The sequence below is a fragment of the Streptomyces luteolus genome (genome assembly GCF_029968015.1).
Classification (GTDB): Bacteria; Actinomycetota; Actinomycetes; order Streptomycetales; family Streptomycetaceae; genus Streptomyces; species Streptomyces luteolus.
The window spans coordinates 115281-131340 of sequence record NZ_JASCIS010000019.1 but is presented as its reverse complement, the minus strand read 5'-3'; the positions used below and the strand labels follow the sequence as shown (position 1 = coordinate 131340).

Annotated in this window: 15 protein-coding genes, 1 pseudogene and 1 riboswitch; of the genes and pseudogenes, 10 read left to right on the top strand and 6 right to left on the bottom strand. The window is 71.1% G+C overall.

Features of this window, described 5'->3' with window-relative positions:
* Window positions 1-128: 128 nt before the first annotated feature.
* From tsf to QIT00_RS20085, 10 genes and pseudogenes are all read left to right on the top strand, one after another.
* A complete protein-coding gene (gene tsf, locus QIT00_RS20130) occupies window positions 129-965 on the top strand; it encodes a translation elongation factor Ts (protein ID WP_282536707.1) in 837 nt (278 codons plus the stop codon).
* Window positions 966-1156: 191 nt separating this feature from the next.
* Entirely contained in the window at window positions 1157-1912 is a 756-nt protein-coding gene (pyrH, locus tag QIT00_RS20125; RefSeq protein WP_282536706.1) for a UMP kinase, read from the top strand.
* 154 nt (window positions 1913-2066) lie between these two features.
* Entirely contained in the window at window positions 2067-2624 is a 558-nt protein-coding gene (gene frr, locus QIT00_RS20120) for a ribosome recycling factor (protein ID WP_282536705.1), read from the top strand.
* Entirely contained in the window at window positions 2624-3730 is a 1107-nt protein-coding gene (locus QIT00_RS20115) for a phosphatidate cytidylyltransferase (protein ID WP_282536704.1), read from the top strand. The genes frr and QIT00_RS20115 overlap by 1 nt, the downstream gene beginning before the upstream one ends.
* A 104-nt stretch (window positions 3731-3834) precedes the next feature.
* A pseudogene (locus tag QIT00_RS20110) lies at window positions 3835-4023 on the top strand (dihydrofolate reductase family protein); the annotation flags it as partial.
* Between the two features lie 56 nt (window positions 4024-4079).
* The gene (gene rlmN, locus QIT00_RS20105; protein ID WP_282536703.1) at window positions 4080-5186 is read left to right on the top strand and encodes a 23S rRNA (adenine(2503)-C(2))-methyltransferase RlmN; all 1107 of its coding nucleotides are present in this window, start codon (window positions 4080-4082) and stop codon (window positions 5184-5186) included.
* Between the two features lie 56 nt (window positions 5187-5242).
* Window positions 5243-5349: riboswitch (TPP riboswitch) on the top strand.
* Window positions 5346-6437, top strand: coding sequence for a thiamine ABC transporter substrate-binding protein (locus QIT00_RS20100; RefSeq protein ID WP_282536702.1), 1092 nt, complete (start codon window positions 5346-5348; stop codon window positions 6435-6437). (Overlaps the previous riboswitch by 4 nt.)
* Window positions 6413-8119, top strand: coding sequence for an ABC transporter permease (locus QIT00_RS20095; RefSeq protein WP_282536701.1), 1707 nt, complete (start codon window positions 6413-6415; stop codon window positions 8117-8119). Before QIT00_RS20100 ends, QIT00_RS20095 begins: the two co-directional genes overlap by 25 nt.
* The gene (locus QIT00_RS20090; protein WP_408909806.1) at window positions 8119-9150 is read left to right on the top strand and encodes an ABC transporter ATP-binding protein; all 1032 of its coding nucleotides are present in this window, start codon (window positions 8119-8121) and stop codon (window positions 9148-9150) included. Before QIT00_RS20095 ends, QIT00_RS20090 begins: the two co-directional genes overlap by 1 nt.
* A gap of 152 nt (window positions 9151-9302) precedes the next feature.
* Window positions 9303-10028 (top strand): hypothetical protein, encoded by a 726-nt coding sequence (locus QIT00_RS20085; protein ID WP_282536700.1) that lies wholly within the window; start codon window positions 9303-9305, stop codon window positions 10026-10028.
* 66 nt (window positions 10029-10094) lie between these two features.
* Here QIT00_RS20085 and QIT00_RS20080 read toward each other — a convergent pair whose 3' ends face one another.
* The 6 genes from QIT00_RS20080 to QIT00_RS20055 all read right to left on the bottom strand — a co-directional run bounded on the left by QIT00_RS20080 (window position 10095) and on the right by QIT00_RS20055 (window position 16002).
* Window positions 10095-11201, bottom strand: a complete 1107-nt coding sequence (locus QIT00_RS20080; RefSeq protein WP_282536699.1) for an LOG family protein — start codon at window positions 11199-11201, stop codon at window positions 10095-10097.
* A 150-nt stretch (window positions 11202-11351) separates the two neighbouring features.
* A complete protein-coding gene (locus QIT00_RS20075; protein WP_282536698.1) occupies window positions 11352-11771 on the bottom strand; it encodes a VOC family protein in 420 nt (139 codons plus the stop codon).
* Window positions 11772-11956: 185 nt separating this feature from the next.
* Window positions 11957-13180: a hypothetical protein gene (locus QIT00_RS20070; protein WP_282536697.1), complete on the bottom strand. Its 1224-nt coding sequence runs from the start codon at window positions 13178-13180 to the stop codon at window positions 11957-11959.
* On the bottom strand, window positions 13162-13896 hold the full coding sequence (locus QIT00_RS20065; RefSeq protein WP_282536696.1) for an ABC transporter ATP-binding protein: 735 nt from the start codon (window positions 13894-13896) through the stop codon (window positions 13162-13164). Before QIT00_RS20065 ends, QIT00_RS20070 begins: the two co-directional genes overlap by 19 nt.
* 250 nt (window positions 13897-14146) lie before the next feature.
* Window positions 14147-15526, bottom strand: a complete 1380-nt coding sequence (locus tag QIT00_RS20060; protein ID WP_282536695.1) for an aspartate aminotransferase family protein — start codon at window positions 15524-15526, stop codon at window positions 14147-14149.
* The gene (locus tag QIT00_RS20055; protein WP_282536694.1) at window positions 15511-16002 is read right to left on the bottom strand and encodes an Lrp/AsnC family transcriptional regulator; all 492 of its coding nucleotides are present in this window, start codon (window positions 16000-16002) and stop codon (window positions 15511-15513) included. Before QIT00_RS20055 ends, QIT00_RS20060 begins: the two co-directional genes overlap by 16 nt.
* Between the last annotated feature and the right edge of the window lie 58 nt (window positions 16003-16060).

Sequence of the window (16060 nt, the reverse complement as noted above, 5' to 3'; positions counted from 1 at the left end):
GTGACGGCGGGGGCCGATGCGCCCCCGCCGTCGACCCGTCACCGTAGAGCCCGTTGACCCGCAGATCTCTGGTCGCAGGTGTTCGAGCCCGGCGGCCGTCACAGACTTCGAGAAAGATTCACTGAATCATGGCGAACTACACCGCCGCCGACGTCAAGAAGCTCCGGGAGCTCACCGGCGCCGGCATGATGGACTGCAAGAAGGCGCTCGACGAGGCCGAGGGCAACGTCGACAAGGCCGTCGAGGCGCTTCGTATCAAGGGCCAGAAGGGCGTCGCCAAGCGCGAGGGCCGTTCCGCCGAGAACGGTGCCGTGGTCTCCCTCATCGCCGACGACAACACCTCGGGTGTCATCGTCGAGCTGAAGTGCGAGACGGACTTCGTCGCCAAGGGTGACAAGTTCCAGGCCGTGGCCAACGCGCTCGCCGCGCACATCGCCGCCACCAAGCCCGCCGACATCGCGGCGCTGCTCGCGTCCGAGATCGAGCCCGGCAAGACCGTGCAGGCGTACGTCGACGAGGCCAACGCCAACCTGGGCGAGAAGATCGTCCTGGACCGCTTCGCGCAGTTCTCCGGCGCCTACGTCTCGGCGTACATGCACCGCACCATGCCCGACCTGCCCCCGCAGATCGGTGTTCTGGTCGAGCTGGACAAGGAGAACGCCGAGGTCGCGAAGGGCGTCGCCCAGCACATCGCCGCGTTCGCGCCGAAGTACCTGACCCGCGAGGACGTCCCGGCCGAGGTCGTGGAGTCCGAGCGTCGTGTCGCCGAGGAGACCACGCGCGCCGAGGGCAAGCCGGAGGCCGCGCTCCCGAAGATCGTCGAGGGTCGCGTCAACGCGTTCTTCAAGGACGCGACGCTGCTCGGCCAGCCGTACGCGCTTGACAACAAGAAGTCCGTCGAGCAGGTCCTCAAGGAGGCCGGTGTCAGCCTGAAGCGCTTCGCGCGCATCAAGGTCGGCATCTGAGTCCGTACCGCGCTCGACTCAAGACCCCGCTAGGGTCGACAGCAGTCGTCCGGGACAGGATGCGCCCGCGGAATGCCGTGGGCGGCGGACGACCGCAGATCTGACGAGGAGGCCATTGCCGCAGTGGGACGCAAGTACCCCCGGCAATGGCCTTCTTGTATGTGTGCCACGCAAGAGAGCGAGATCTCCCCATGACCAAGGCCGACCACAGCGGTGACGGTAAAACCACCGGCCGATTTCTGCTGAAGCTCTCCGGTGAGGCGTTCGCCGGCGGCGGCGGCCTGGGCGTCGACCCCGACGTGGTGCACGCCATCGCCCGCGAGATCGCGGCCGTGGTGCGGGACGGCGCGCAGATCGCCATCGTCATCGGCGGTGGCAACTTCTTCCGCGGTGCGGAGCTGCAGCAGCGCGGCATGGACCGGGCCCGCTCCGACTACATGGGCATGCTCGGCACGGTCATGAACTGCCTCGCGCTGCAGGACTTCCTGGAGAAGGAAGGCATCGACAGCCGGGTGCAGACCGCCATCACGATGGGCCAGGTCGCCGAGCCGTACATCCCGCTGCGGGCCGTGCGGCACCTGGAGAAGGGCCGCGTCGTGATCTTCGGCGCCGGTATGGGCATGCCGTACTTCTCCACCGACACCACCGCCGCGCAGCGCGCCCTGGAGATCGACGCCGAGGCGATGCTGATGGGCAAGAACGGCGTCGACGGTGTGTACGACTCGGACCCGAAGAAGAACCCCGACGCGGTGAAGTTCGACGCGCTCGAGTACGGCGAGGTCATCACCCGTGACCTGAAGGTGGCCGACATGACCGCCATCACGCTGTGCCGGGACAACAGCCTTCCCATCCTGGTCTTCGAGTTGCTGGCGGAGGGCAATATCGCCCGCGCCGTCAAGGGTGAGAAGATCGGCACTCTCGTGAGCGACCAGGGCACCCGGTCCTGACCCTCATCTCCCGGGCGTGGCCCGGGGGATGGACAATGTCCTGCCGGTCGGACACCGTGCAGGAAGAGACGCGACGCAGCCGGTGCCCTTGCCGTACCCGCAGAGGGGACGCGCGGGGCGCCCCCAGCCCACTCAAGACACGCAGGAGCAAGTGGTGATCGAAGAGACCCTCCTCGAGGCCGAGGAGAAGATGGAGAAGGCCGTCGTGGTCGCCAAGGAGGACTTCGCCGCGATCCGTACGGGGCGTGCCCACCCGGCGATGTTCAACAAGATCGTGGCCGACTACTACGGCGCGCTGACGCCGATCAACCAGCTGGCCTCGTTCTCCGTGCCGGAGCCGCGTATGGCCGTGGTGACGCCGTTCGACAAGAGCGCCCTGCGCAACATCGAGCAGGCCATCCGCGACTCGGACCTGGGCGTCAACCCGAGCAACGACGGCCACATCATCCGGGTGACGTTCCCTGAGCTCACCGAGGAGCGCCGCCGGGAGTACATCAAGGTCGCCAAGGGCAAGGCCGAGGACTCCAAGGTCTCGATCCGCTCGGTGCGCCGCAAGGCCAAGGACACCATCGACAAGGCCGTCAAGGACGGCGAGGTCGGCGAGGACGAGGGCCGTCGCGCGGAGAAGGAGCTCGACGACACCACCGCGAAGTACGTCGCGCAGGTGGACGAGCTGCTCAAGCACAAGGAAGCCGAGCTGCTCGAGGTCTGATGAACGACTCTTCGTGGGGGGCTCCGCCGCAGGCCGGTCACTGGGGCCCGCCCGAGATGGGCCCCGTCCAGGGGCGCCCCCCGGCGGGTCCTGCCTACGATGAGGCCGACGCGCAGCAGACTCGGCCCATGCCGATCGTGCCCGAGATGCCCCACACCGGCACGGACGCTGCAGACCGGTTCGACAGCGAGGCGGGGGCCGCTCTGGCGGGCGGCCCCTTGTTCCGCGACGAGATGCCGCAGGAGCCCATGCCCAGCCCCACACCTCAGGTCCCGCAGCCGCCGCAGAAGAAGCGTGCGGGACGCGATCTGCGGGCGGCCATAGGGGTCGGTGTCGGGCTCGGCGCGGTGATCGTGGCGTCGTTGTTCGTCGTCAAGGCCGTGTTCGTCGGCGTGATAGCGGTCGCCGTCGTCGTCGGACTGTGGGAGCTGACGTCGCGCCTGCAGGAGCGCAAGGAGATCAGGGCTCCGCTCGTGCCGCTCGCGGTGGGCGGCGCGGCCATGGTCGTCGCCGGGTACGCACGAGGTGCCGAGGGCGCCTGGGTGGCGATGGCGCTGACCGCGCTCGCGGTGCTCGTGTGGCGGATGACCGAACCGCCCGAGGGCTATCTGCGGGACGTCACGGCCGGGGTGTTCGCCGCGTTCTACGTGCCGTTCCTCGCGACGTTCGTGTCGATGATGCTGACCGCCGACGACGGTGCGCAGCGGGTGCTCACGTTCCTGCTCCTGACGGTCGTCAGCGACACCGGTGCGTACGCGGTGGGCTGGCGGTTCGGCAAGCACAAGCTGGCGCCGCGGATCAGCCCCGGCAAGACCCGTGAGGGCCTGCTCGGCGCGGTGTCGTTCGCGATGGCGGCGGGCGCGCTGTGCATGGAGTTCCTGATCGACGGGGGCTCCTGGTGGCAGGGGCTGCTGCTCGGCCTCGCGGTGGCGGCGAGTGCGACGCTCGGTGACCTCGGCGAATCGATGATCAAGCGGGATCTCGGCATCAAGGACATGGGCACGCTCCTGCCCGGCCACGGCGGGATCATGGACCGGCTCGACTCGCTGCTGCCCACGGCTCCCGTGGTCTGGCTGCTGCTCGTGCTGTTCGTCGGCTCGGGCTGATCCGACGCGCTGCCGACCTGCGTTCCACACGTCGCGGGCCCGTCGTCCCCAGGGGCGGCGGGCCCGTTTCGATGAGTTCGGGCGCCGGATCGGGTCTTCGCCGTATGACCCGAATCATCGCCGGCATCTCGGTCTCCCTCGACGGCTTCGTCACCGGGCCCGACCCCGGCCCGGACAACGGTCTGGGCACCGGCGGCGAGCCTCTGCACACCGGGGCGTTCTCCGACGACCCCGACGACCGCCGGGTCCTGCGTCACGCCGACGTCGACCGCGCCGCATCCGGTCTACGACGTCCGGTCGTAGCCGAGCCCCAGGTCACCCCAAGTCGATCTGCGACACTGGTGAGGTCATGCCTAAGCCTGGAGAACTCACTTTCGTCGCGCCCCGCGGAGCCAAGAAGCCGCCGCGGCACCTCGCCGACCTCACGCCCGCCGAGCGCAAGGAAGCGGTGGCCGAGATCGGCGAGAAGCCGTTCCGCGCCAAACAGCTGTCCCAGCACTACTTCGCGCGGTACGCGCACGACCCCGAGCAGTGGACGGACATCCCCGCCGCCGCCCGCGGCAAGCTGCGGGAGACGCTGCTGCCCGACCTGATGTCGGTCGTGCGGCACATCAGCTGCGACGACGACACCACCCGTAAAACGCTGTGGAAGCTGCACGACGGGACGCTCGTCGAGTCCGTCCTGATGCGGTACCCGGACCGGGTCACCATGTGCATCTCCTCACAGGCCGGCTGCGGCATGAACTGCCCGTTCTGCGCGACCGGGCAGGCCGGCCTCGACCGGAACCTGTCCACCGCCGAGATCGTGCACCAGATCGTGGACGGCATGCGGGCGCTGCGGGACGGCGAGGTCCCCGGCGGTCCCGCACGCCTGTCGAACATCGTGTTCATGGGCATGGGCGAGCCGCTCGCCAACTACAACCGCGTCGTCGGCGCCATCCGCCGCCTCACCGACCCCGAGCCGGACGGCCTCGGCATCTCGCAGCGCGGCATCACCGTGTCCACGGTCGGCCTCGTGCCCGCGATGCTGCGCTTCGCCGACGAGGGCTTCAAGTGCCGGCTCGCGGTCTCCCTGCACGCCCCGGACGACGAGCTGCGCGACACCCTTGTGCCGGTCAACACCCGCTGGCAGGTCCGCGAAGTCCTCGACGCCGCCTGGGAGTACGCGGACAAGTCGGGCCGCCGCATCTCCATCGAGTACGCCCTCATCCGGGACATCAACGACCAGGCGTGGCGCGGTGACCGGCTCGGTCGGCTCCTCAAGGGCAAGCGGGTACACGTCAACCTGATCCCGCTCAACCCCACCCCCGGCTCGAAGTGGACGGCCTCGCGGCCCGAGGACGAGAAGGCGTTCGTCGAGGCCATCGCGGCGCACGGCGTGCCCGTCACCATCCGGGACACCCGCGGCCAGGAGATCGACGGGGCCTGCGGGCAGCTCGCCGCCAGCGAGCGCTGAACCCCGGGCCCCACAGGGCGCCCGGCACGGGTGCAGTACTGTGCATTCGTACAAATGAATTCCGACAGGGGAGCGCCGTCCCGGCGCTGAGAGTGCGGCAGTGCCGCAGACCCTCGGACCTGATCCGGGTCATACCGGCGTAGGGAGTCAGCACCAGTCATGAAGATCAGTTTTCGGCGTGCCGGCACGGTCGTGCTCTGCGGGGCCCTCGGCGTCTCCACCCTCGCCGCCTGCGGCGGCTCCGACGGATCGAGTGCCTCCGGCGAGGACTCCAAGACCGTCACGCTCGTCACCCACTCGTCCTTCAACGTCTCGCCGGACGTGCTGAAGGACTTCGAGAAGCAGTCCGGGTACAAGGTCGACATCCTCAAGGGCGGCGACGCCGGCGAGGTCGTCAACAAGGCCGTCCTGTCCAAGGGCAACCCGCAGGGCGACGTCCTCTTCGGCGTCGACAACACCCTGCTGTCCCGCGCCGTCGACAACGGCCTGTTCACGCCGTACAAGGCGAAGGGGCTCGACCGGATCCCCGAGGACGTGCGGCTCGACGGGGACAAGCACCGCGTCACGCCCGTCGACACCGGCGACATCTGCGTCAACTACGACCGCGCGTACTTCGCCGACAAGAAGATCGAGCCGCCGAAGACCCTCGACGACCTGATCAAGCCCGAGTACAAGAACCTCCTCGTCACCGAGAACGCCGCCACCTCCTCGCCCGGACTCGGCTTCCTCCTCGCCACCGCGGCCGAGTACGGCGACCAGGGCTGGCCGGACTACTGGAAGAAGCTCAAGGCCAACGGCGTGAAGGTCGTCGACGGCTGGGAGCAGGCGTACAACGAGGAGTTCTCCGGCTCCGCGGGCGGCAAGAAGGCGGGCGCCGACCGGCCGCTCGTCGTGTCGTACGCGTCCAGCCCGCCCGTCGAGGTCCTCGGCGTGAAGCCGGAGCCGAAGGAGGCGCCCACCGGGGTCGCCACCGGGACCTGCTTCCGGCAGATCGAGTTCGCCGGGCTGCTCGACGGCGCGAAGAACGAGAAGGGCGGCAAGGCCCTCATCGACTTCCTGATCTCCAAGCGGTTCCAGAACGACCTGCCGCTGCAGATGTTCGTGAACCCCGTCGCGGACGACGCCGAACTGCCCGAGCTGTTCACGAAGTTCGGTGAGCAGGTCGACAAGCCGCTGACCGTCGACCCGAAGAAGATCGCGGAGAACCGTGAGGACTGGGTCAAGTCATGGCAGTCGCTGGTCCTGAAGTAGCGGAGGGGGCCCGCCTCCGTAAGGACGTCCGCGGGAGCGCGCTGCGGCTCGGCCTGCTTGTCGTGCCCGTCGCGTTCTTCGCGGTGTTCTTCGCCTACCCGGTCGCGGCGATCGTCGCCCGCGGCCTCAAGGTCGGCGACACGTGGCGGCTCGGACGGCTCGCGGACGTCCTCGCCGACCCCGACCTGCAGCACGTGCTGTGGTTCACCACGTGGCAGGCCCTCGCCTCCACCGGCCTGACGCTGCTCGTGGCGCTGCCCGGCGCGTATGTGTTCGCGCGCTTCGACTTCCCCGGCAAACAGCTCCTGCGGGCCGTCGTCACCGTGCCGTTCGTGCTGCCCACCGTCGTCGTCGGCACCGCGTTCCTCGCGCTCCTCGGCCGCGGCGGCGTCCTCGACGCGCTGTGGGGTCTGCGGCTCGACACCACCGTGTGGGCGATCCTCCTCGCGCATGTCTTCTTCAACTACGCCGTCGTCGTCCGCACCGTCGGCGGACTCTGGGCCCAGCTCGACCCGCGGCAGGAGGAGGCCGCGCGGATGCTCGGAGCGTCCCGGTTCGCCGCCTGGCGGAAGGTGACGCTGCCCGCGCTCGGGCCCGCCGTCGCCGGGGCCGCGCTGATGGTGTTCCTGTTCACGTTCACGTCCTTCGGTGTCGTGCAGATCCTCGGCGGGCCCACGTTCACCACCCTCGAAGCGGAGATCTACCGGCAGACGGCGCAGCTCCTCGCGCTCGACACCGCCGCCGCGCTCACCCTCGTGCAGTTCGCCGCCGTCGGCGCGATCCTCGCCGTGCACGCCTGGACCGTGCGCCGCCGCGAGTCCGCCCTGAAGCTGGTCGACGCCGCGCAGACCGCGCGCCGCCCACAGGGAACGGTCCAATGGGCACTGCTCGGCGGCGTGCTGCTGACCGTGCTGCTGCTGATCCTCGTCCCGCTCGGCGTGCTCGTGGAACGCTCCCTGCACCCCTCCGCCGGCTACGGCCTCGACTACTTCCGCGCCCTCACCTCCGTCGACAGCGGCGCCTTCCTCGTACCGCCCATCGAGGCCATCGCCAACTCCCTGGAGTACGCGCTGGCCGCCACCGCGATCGCCGTGACCGTCGGCGGGCTCGCCGCCGTGGCGCTCACCCGGTCGCGCCGCGGCGGCGGCGCGGTCGGTCGGATCGTGCGCGGCTTCGACGCGCTGTTGATGCTGCCGCTCGGGGTGTCCGCCGTGACCGTCGGCTTCGGCTTCCTCATCACCCTCGACGAACCGCCGCTCGACCTGCGCTCCTCCTGGATCCTCGTGCCGCTCGCCCAGGCCCTCGTCGGCGTGCCCTTCGTCGTACGCACCATGCTGCCGGTGCTGCGTGCCGTGGACGAACGGCTCCGCGAGGCCGCCACCGTGCTCGGCGCGTCCCCGTGGCGGGTGTGGCGCGAGGTGGACCTGCCGCTCGTGCGGCGCGCGCTGCTCGTCGCCGCCGGGTTCGCGTTCGCCGTGTCCCTCGGCGAGTTCGGGGCGACCGTGTTCATCGCGCGGCCCGACCAGCCGACCCTGCCCGTCGCCGTCGCCACCCTCCTCGGCCGCGCGGGCGAGCTCAACTACGGGCAGGCGATGGCCCTTTCGACCCTGCTGATGCTGGTGTGCGCGGTGTCGCTGCTGCTCCTCGAACGCATCCGCACCGACCGGACCGGAGAGTTCTGATGCTGCGCCTCGACGGCGTGTCCGTACGCTTCGGCGGCCCCGCGGGCCAGACCGCGCTCGACGCCGTCGACCTCGACGTCGCCGAGCACGAGACCGTGTGCGTGCTCGGCCCCAGTGGCAGCGGCAAGTCCACGCTCCTCCGCGTCGTCGCCGGACTCCAGGCCACCGACCGCGGCCGCGTCCTGCTCGGCGACCGCGACCTGGCCGGTGTGCCCGCGCACAGGCGCGGCGTCGGCCTGATGTTCCAGGACCACCAGCTGTTCCCGCAGCGCGACGTCGGCGCCAACGTCGCCTTCGGCCTGCGCATGCACCACGTACCACGCGCCGAACAGGACGCCCGCGTACGGGAGTTGCTCGAACTCGTCGGGCTGCCCGGGGCGGCGCGCCGCGCCGTGGCCTCGCTGTCCGGCGGCGAGCAGCAGCGCGTCGCCCTCGCCCGCGCGCTCGCCCCGCGGCCCCGGCTGCTGATGCTGGACGAGCCGCTCGGTCAGCTCGACCGGTCCCTGCGCGAACGCCTCGTCGTCGAACTGCGCGAACTCTTCGGGGAGTTGGGCACCACCGTGCTCGCCGTCACCCACGACCAGGGCGAGGCCTTCGCGCTCGCCGACCGGGTCGTCGTCATGCGCGACGGGCGGATCGCGCAGAGCGGCACGCCCCTCGACGTGTGGCAGCGGCCCGCCGACGCCTTCGTCGCCCGCTTCCTCGGCTTCGACAACGTCGTACCCGGCACCGTCAGCGGCGAGGCCGCGGACACCGTGTGGGGCAAGCTGCCCGTGCCGCCCGGCTCCGCCCAGGGCCACCACGATCTGCTCGTACGCCCCGCCGGGGTTCGGCTCGTCCCCGCCACCGACGGGCTGACCTGCACGGTCACGGCCCGCACCTTCCGCGGCACGCACGTCGCCGTCCACCTTCAGCCGGAGGACACCTCGGCACCCCGCCTCGAAGCGGCCTGCGCGCTGCGGGACGCGCCGGAGACCGGGGACCGCGTGGGCGTCGCGTTCGACGGGGCGGACGTGGTCGTGCTCGGCTGAGGCGGCCAGGGCCAGGGCCAGGGCCAGGGCCAGGGTCGGGGTCGTGCTCGGCTGGGGCGGGTGTGCGGGCCCGGCGGGTCCTGCCTGTTCAGCCCTGTTGACCGCGTTGATAGCTTGGACCCTCAGTCTTCGCTCCGCTTCCCGGGGGACCAATGAGCCAGCCCTGGCAACCCGCCTCTCAGCCGCAGCCGCCCCAGCCGGACAGCGGCAACCCGTACGCGCAGCCGTCCGGGCCCGGCGCGCCCCCGCCGATGCCCCCGCAGCCGCCCGTGGGCCCGCCGCCCGGTGGCCCCGCCGGTCCGCCGCCCGGCCCGCCGCAGGGTGTGCCGCAGCAGGGCTTTCCCGGGCAGCCGCCCGTCCCGCCGCAGTTCGCGGGCCAGCCGGGACCGATGCAGGGCGGCATGCCGCAGCACTACCCGCCGCAGCGCGGTGGCGGCAGCCCGGTCGGCGCGTTCTTCCTCGGGCTGCTCGTCTCGATCGTGGTGTCGCTGATCTACGTGGGCATCATCTTCGCCTCGTACGAGAACCTGACCGACGAAGCCACCGGCCGGGCCCTGTACTTCGGACACGCGGTGCTCAACGGCGCCGCTGTCGGCGCCGTCGCCGGACTCGTCGGGAGGCGCAGCAGCGGTGCGCATATCTCGGCGGGGATCATCGCGATGCTCGGCGCGTTCTTCGCCCAGACCAACGCCATCGTGTTCGTACAACTGGACGTCTCGAACGGCGACTTCCTCTACATCCTGAAGGAGGCGCCGTTCTTCCCCGCCGAGGCCTGGTGGGGCCCGGACGCCGGCTCCGGGATGCTCTCCCTCCTCGGCCTCGTCCTCGCCGCCGCCGCGGGCTGGGGCATCGCCCGGCTCGCCGGTTCGCGCCGCTGACGCCGTAGCCGTACCGCCGTAGCCGTACGTACGAAGGGCCCGCGCCGCCTCGACGGTGCGGGCCCTTCAGCGTGCCGAGGCCGGTCGGCTCAGCGTCTCCGCGGCCTCCTCGACGGTCTCCACCAGCGCGATCCGCGTGTCCATCGCGCGGTCGCGGGCGAGCGAGCGCAGCAGCGGCCAGACGGGGAGGTGCTCGGTCCAGTGCGCGCGGCCGACCAGGACCATCGGGGTGGGCGCGCCGCGCGACTCGTAGTAGTTGGGCGTCGCGTTGTCGAAGACCTCCTGGACCGTGCCCGCGGCGCCCGGCAGGAAGATCACGCCGGCGGTGGAGCGGGCGAGCAGGCCGTCCTCGCGGGTGGCATTGGCGAAGTACTTGCCGATGTGCCCGGCGAACGCGTTCGGCGGCTCGTGCCCGTAGAACCAGGTGGGGATGCCCACCGAGTCGCCGCCCGCGGGCCAGTGCTCGCGGACCGTGAACGCGGCCCGCGCCCAGTCGGTGACGGACGGCGTGAACGACGGTGCCTTCGCGAGGAGTTCGAGGGACTCGTCGAGCATCGCGTCCTCGTACGGCGCCGCGTACGCGCCGAGGTTCGCGGCCTCCATCGCGCCGGGGCCGCCGCCGGTCGCGACGGTCAGGCCCGCGCGGGCCAGGGTGCGGCCCAGGCGCGCGGCGCCCGCGTACGCGTCCGTGCCGCGGCCCATCGCGTGCCCGCCCATCACGCCCACGACCCGCTGCCCGGCGAGGAGTTCGTCCAGGGCGTCCGAGATGGAGTCGTCGTGCACGGCGCGCAGCATCGACGCGAACACGTCGCCGCCCGCCTTCGTCTCCTGGAACCAGGTGTACGCGCGGGCGTCCGGCGTCGCCTCGTAGCCGTGCGCGAGGCCCGCGAAGAGCTCGTCGGGGGAGTACAGGGAGCCGCGGTACGGGTCGAAGGGCAGGCCGGGCACCGGCGGGAAGACGAGGGCGCCCGCCGCGCGTACCTTCGCGGCCGCGTCGGGGTGCATCGGGCAGCCGAGGAAGACGGCGCCTTCGGTGTCGACGGAGAGCAGCGCGTGGCTCCGCTCGGTCAGGTCGACGGCCTGGACGCGGTGGTCGGCGAGGGTGCCGTGCGCGGCGACGGCGGTGTCGAACTCGGCGAGGGAGGCGATCTCGAGGTCGGGATGGTCGGACACGCGGTCATCGTAGAGGCGGTGCGGCCGGCGGGCCTGCCGTACCGCCTCTGTCCGGGCCACGGTCGGTCACCGGGGTCGGGCCACGGTCGGTCACCGGGGTCGGGCCACGGTCGGTCACCGGGGTCGGGCCCCGGTCGGGGCCTCGGTCGGTCAGCCCTGCACCGCGCTCTGGTCCATCCAGAGGACCTCGAAGTGGTGGCCGTCGGGGTCCAGGAAGGAGCGGCCGTACATGAAGCCCATCTCGCTGGGCTCGGCGGCGGGGGAGCCGCCCGCGGCGAGGGCGCGGTCGACGAGCTCGTCGACCTGGCGGCGGCTCTCGGCGCTCAGGCAGATCAGGGCCTCCGTGGAACGGGTGGCGTCCGCGACCGGCTTCACGGTGAAGCGGGCGAACTTCTTCTCCTGGAGGAGCATCAGGACGATGGTGTCGCTGATGGTCACGCAGGCGGTCTCGTCGTCGCAGAACAGCGGGTTGAGGTCGTAGCCGATCTCGGTGAAGAACTTCTTCGACAGCTCGACGTCCTGGACGGCGAGGTTGATGAAGACCATCTGCTGGTGCGGGCGCGCGGCCATGTGGGGCTCCGTGGAGTCGTGAGGGGTCCATCTCCGGTCCGGCCTGCCGTACTTGACGTGCCGTTATGGGGGTAGACCGGGGGGACGCGCGGAACTCATCGGTGGGCGCCGGGAATTGGCGAAGTTTTTTTCCGAGGTGCGCGGCGGCCGACTGCCGGGGTGGCCGGCCCGCCGCGCAGGGTGGTTCAGCCCGTCAGCGGGGCCGCCGCGAGCGTGCCGACCAGCCAGGTGAGCGGGCCGAACACGGCGAGCAGGGCGAGGGCCCGCAGTCCCGCGGCGCCGCGCAGCATCGACGCGGGAGCGCCGAGCTTCAGCAGGGCGGCGGTGGTGTCGGAGCGGGACTGGCGGGCCTCGATCGCGGCGGTGGCGAGGGTGAGGACCGCGCACCCGGCGACCAGAGTGCCGCCGAGCACCGTCAGCGGGCCGACGCGCGGCGCGGCGCCGCTGTACAGGTGCAGCCCGGCGAGCCCGGCGGACGCGACCGCGCACAGGACGCCGAGCGGGCGGCCGATGCGGCGGGCCTCCTCCTGCAGGGCGCGGCCCGCGAGCAGCCGGGCGGCGCCGGGCCTGGCCGACTGAAGCAGCTGCCCGCACAGGTACGTGAGCGCGGGACCGGCGAGGGCGAGGCCGAACGCGGTGATCGCCCAGCCGCCGAGCACCGCCGCCGAGGACGAGGCGAGCCGGCCGGGCAGCGGGAAGCCGGAGGCGCCGGACGCGTCACGTGCCGCGTACGTCTCCACCGCGAGGCCGATCGCCATCAGGGCCACACCCCAGGGGAGCCCGGCGGGCTGGGGCAGGGGCGGCGCGGGCTCGCCGTCCGCGACCCCGGGGCCGACGGCCGCTTCGGTGTTCTCCGCGCTCTCCTCGCCCGAACTGCCCTTGCGCGTACCGGACTTGGCGGTACGGGGCCGCAGGGCGAGGGCGCCCGCGACGGTTCCGGCGACCGGGACGATCAGCAGCAGCGTGCAGACCGCGGCGACCGGCAACGGCTGCCCCGCGCCGAGGAGTTCGGCGGCGGCGCCGTCCAGCGGGAGGCCGCTGATGTCGCCGCGCAGATGCAGGAAGAACAGCAGGGCCACCATCGAGCCGAGCGTGCAGGCGATCGCCGTGGAGATCGCGGAGAGCAGCATCAGGCGGGCCGGTCCGAGGCCGGCGGTGAACAGCGCGGCGCGCGGCCGGGTCGCCGGGTCGGTACGGGCGACGGCCACCGCGAACTGGACGGTGGCGGCGAGCGGTACGAGGCACCAGACGAGCCGTAGCGCGGACGAGCCGGCGGCCTGCGGGTGGCCGAGCGCGTACCCCAGGGCGCACAGCAGCAGGAAGCCGGTGCCGGCGGAGGCGGCGGCGACCGCGAGCCGGCGGAGCAGGACGAGGGGGTGGGCGCCGCGGGCTAGACGGAGAGCGAGCACGCCGCGCCTTCCGACTGCGCGTCCGCGGGCAGCGGGACGGTGTTGACGAGGCGGCCGTCCAGGAGGCCGACCCCGCGGTCGGCGAAGGCCGCGACGTCGGCGTCATGGGTGGCGAGGACGACGGTGATGCCGTGCGAGCGGGCCGCCGTGGTGAGGGTGCGCAGGATGTGCGCGCGGTCGGCGCGGTGCAGCGGCGCGGTGGGCTCGTCGGCGAAGAGGACCGTCGGCTGGTTGACCAACGCCCGCGCCACGGCGACACGTTGACGTTCGGCCTGACTGAGGGCGTGCGGTCGCTTGCGGGCGAGGTTGCCGATGTCGAGGCGGTCCAGCCACTCCAGGGCGGCCTTGCGGGCGGCGCGGTTGCCGGTGCCGTGCAGCAGCAGCGGCAGGGCGGCGTTCTCCCACGCGGTGAGTTCGGCGACGAGGCGGGGCCGCGGGTCGATCCAGCCGAACTTGTCGCGGCGCAGCCGTTCGCGGAGGGCTCGGCCCATGGTGTGCACGGGCGTGGAGTTGAACCAGACCTCGCCCCGCTGTGCGACGAGCTGACCGGAGAGGCACTGCAGGAGGGTCGTCTTGCCGCTGCCGCGCGGGCCGACCACGGCGAGGATCTCCTGCTCGCGCACGCCGACGGAGATGCCGGTGAGGGCGGGGGTGCCGCCGCGCGAGAAGTGCAGGGTGCGTGCCCACAGCACGTCGTTGTCCGGTGGGGCCACCATGGCGATACACCTCGGTTCGGTTACGAAGGGCGTGGAAGGCGCACGTTTGATCAGTGCGGTGCCGTCCCCCGTACGGGGGAACGAGTCACTGGGCCGATCGGTCACAGGAACCGTAGGAAATTACCCCGGGCAAATGGTGACAATAAGGACAGCACACGGCCCGGGGGCACGCGTTCTCACTCGAACGGGGCACCCGGGCCGTGGTGATACGTAGGACTTCTGGCTGCTTACAGCTTGGTCCGCGCCTCTCTTACAGCTTGGTCCACGCCTCCGTGAGGACGTTCCGCAGGATCTGCTCGATCTCGTCGAACGTCGACTGGTCGGCGATCAGCGGCGGCGCCAGCTGGATGACCGGGTCGCCGCGGTCGTCGGCACGGCAGTAGAGGCCGGCGTCGTACAGCGCCTTGGAGAGGAAGCCGTACAGGACGCGCTCGGTCTCCTCGTCGTTGAAGGACTCCTTGGTGGCCTTGTCCTTCACGAGCTCGATGCCGTAGAAGAAGCCGTTGCCGCGGACGTCGCCGACGATCGGCAGGTCGTGCAGCTTGCCGAGGGTGTTGAAGAAGTTCGCCTCGTTGTCGAGGACGTGCTTGTTCAGGCCCTCGCGCTCGAAGATGTCGAAGTTGGAGAGCGCCACGGCCGAGGAGACCGGGTGGCCGCCGAAGGTGTAGCCGTGCAGGAAGGTGTTGTCGCCCTTGTAGAACGGCTCCGCGAGGCGGTCCGAGATGATGCAGGCGCCGATCGGGGAGTAGCCCGAGGTCATGCCCTTGGCGCAGGTGATCATGTCCGGGACGTAGCCGAACTTGTCACAGGCGAACATCGTGCCCAGGCGGCCGAAGGCGCAGATCGTCTCGTCCGAGACGAGCAGCACGTCGTACTGGTCGCAGATCTCGCGCACGCGCTGGAAGTAGCCGGGCGGCGGCGGGAAGCAGCCACCGGCGTTCTGCACGGGCTCGAGGAAGACGGCCGCGACGGTCTCGGGGCCCTCGAAGAGGATCTGCTGCTCGATCTGGTCGGCGGCCCAGCGGCCGAAGGCCTCGGGGTCGTCGCCGTGAATCGGGGCGCGGTAGATGTTGGTGTTCGGCACCTTGTGCGCGCCCGGGACGAGCGGCTCGAAGGGGGCCTTCAGGCCGGGCAGGCCGGTGATGGACAGGGCGCCCTGCGGGGTGCCGTGGTAGGCCACCGCGCGGGAGATCACCTTGTACTTGGTGTGCTTGCCCTGCAGCTTGAAGTACTGCTTGGCGAGCTTCCAGGCGGTCTCGACGGCCTCGCCGCCACCGGTGGTGAAGAAGACCTTGTTGAGGTCGCCCGGCGCGTAGTCCGCGAGGCGCTCGGCCAGCTCCACGGCCTTGGGGTGGGCGTACGACCAGACCGGGAAGAAGGCGAGCTCCTGCGCCTGCTTGTACGCGGTCTCGGCGAGCTCGACGCGGCCGTGGCCTGCGTTGACCACGAAGAGGCCGGCGAGGCCGTCGATGTAGCGCTTGCCCTTGTCGTCGTAGATGTTCGTGCCCTCACCGCGGACGATGGTCGGCACGGGCGCGTTCTCGTACGAGGACATGCGGGTGAAGTGCATCCACAGGTGGTCGTACGCGGTTCGGCTGAGGTCCTGGCTCACGGCTATCGGGTTCCCCACATATAGGTCTGCTTCTTGAGCTTGAGGTAGACGAAGCTCTCGGTGGAGCGCACGCCGGGGAGGGTCCGGATGCGTTTCTGGATCACGTCGAGCAGCTGGTCGTCGTCCTCGCAGACGACCTCGACCATCAGGTCGAAGGAGCCGGCGGTGATCACGATGTACTCGACTTCGGGCATCGCCGACAGCGCTTCCGCCACCGGGTCCGTATCGCCCTCGACGTTGATGCCGACCATCGCCTGCCGCCGGAAGCCCACGGTGAGCGGGTCCGTGACGGCGACGATCTGCATCACGCCCTGGTCGAGCAGCTTCTGGACGCGCTGGCGTACGGCCGCTTCGGACAGGCCCACGGCCTTGCCGATCGCGGCGTACGGGCGGCGCCCGTCCTCCTGCAACTGCTCGATGATGGCGAGGGAGACGGCGTCCACGGAGGGAGAGCCGTTTCCGGTCCTGGGGGAGTCTGCGCTTCGACTGGCCACGCCCTCACTGTGCACGACGGGTCGTCTGTCCCGCAAGTCCAAACCGATGAAATTCGTT

Bases quoted from the DNA above. Each gene is read 5' to 3' on its own strand.
- tsf (WP_282536707.1), top strand. From the start codon at position 129: ATGGCGAACTACACCGCCGCCGACGTCAAGAAGCTCCGGGAGCTCACC.
- pyrH (WP_282536706.1), top strand. From the start codon at position 1,157: ATGACCAAGGCCGACCACAGCGGTGACGGTAAAACCACCGGCCGATTT.
- QIT00_RS20115 (WP_282536704.1), top strand. From the start codon at position 2,624: ATGAACGACTCTTCGTGGGGGGCTCCGCCGCAGGCCGGTCACTGGGGC.
- rlmN (WP_282536703.1), top strand. From the start codon at position 4,080: ATGCCTAAGCCTGGAGAACTCACTTTCGTCGCGCCCCGCGGAGCCAAG.
- QIT00_RS20100 (WP_282536702.1), top strand. From the start codon at position 5,346: ATGAAGATCAGTTTTCGGCGTGCCGGCACGGTCGTGCTCTGCGGGGCC.
- QIT00_RS20095 (WP_282536701.1), top strand. From the start codon at position 6,413: ATGGCAGTCGCTGGTCCTGAAGTAGCGGAGGGGGCCCGCCTCCGTAAG.
- QIT00_RS20090 (WP_408909806.1), top strand. From the start codon at position 8,119: ATGCTGCGCCTCGACGGCGTGTCCGTACGCTTCGGCGGCCCCGCGGGC.
- QIT00_RS20085 (WP_282536700.1), top strand. From the start codon at position 9,303: ATGAGCCAGCCCTGGCAACCCGCCTCTCAGCCGCAGCCGCCCCAGCCG.
- QIT00_RS20075 (WP_282536698.1), bottom strand. From the start codon at position 11,771: ATGGCCGCGCGCCCGCACCAGCAGATGGTCTTCATCAACCTCGCCGTC.
- QIT00_RS20065 (WP_282536696.1), bottom strand. From the start codon at position 13,896: ATGGTGGCCCCACCGGACAACGACGTGCTGTGGGCACGCACCCTGCAC.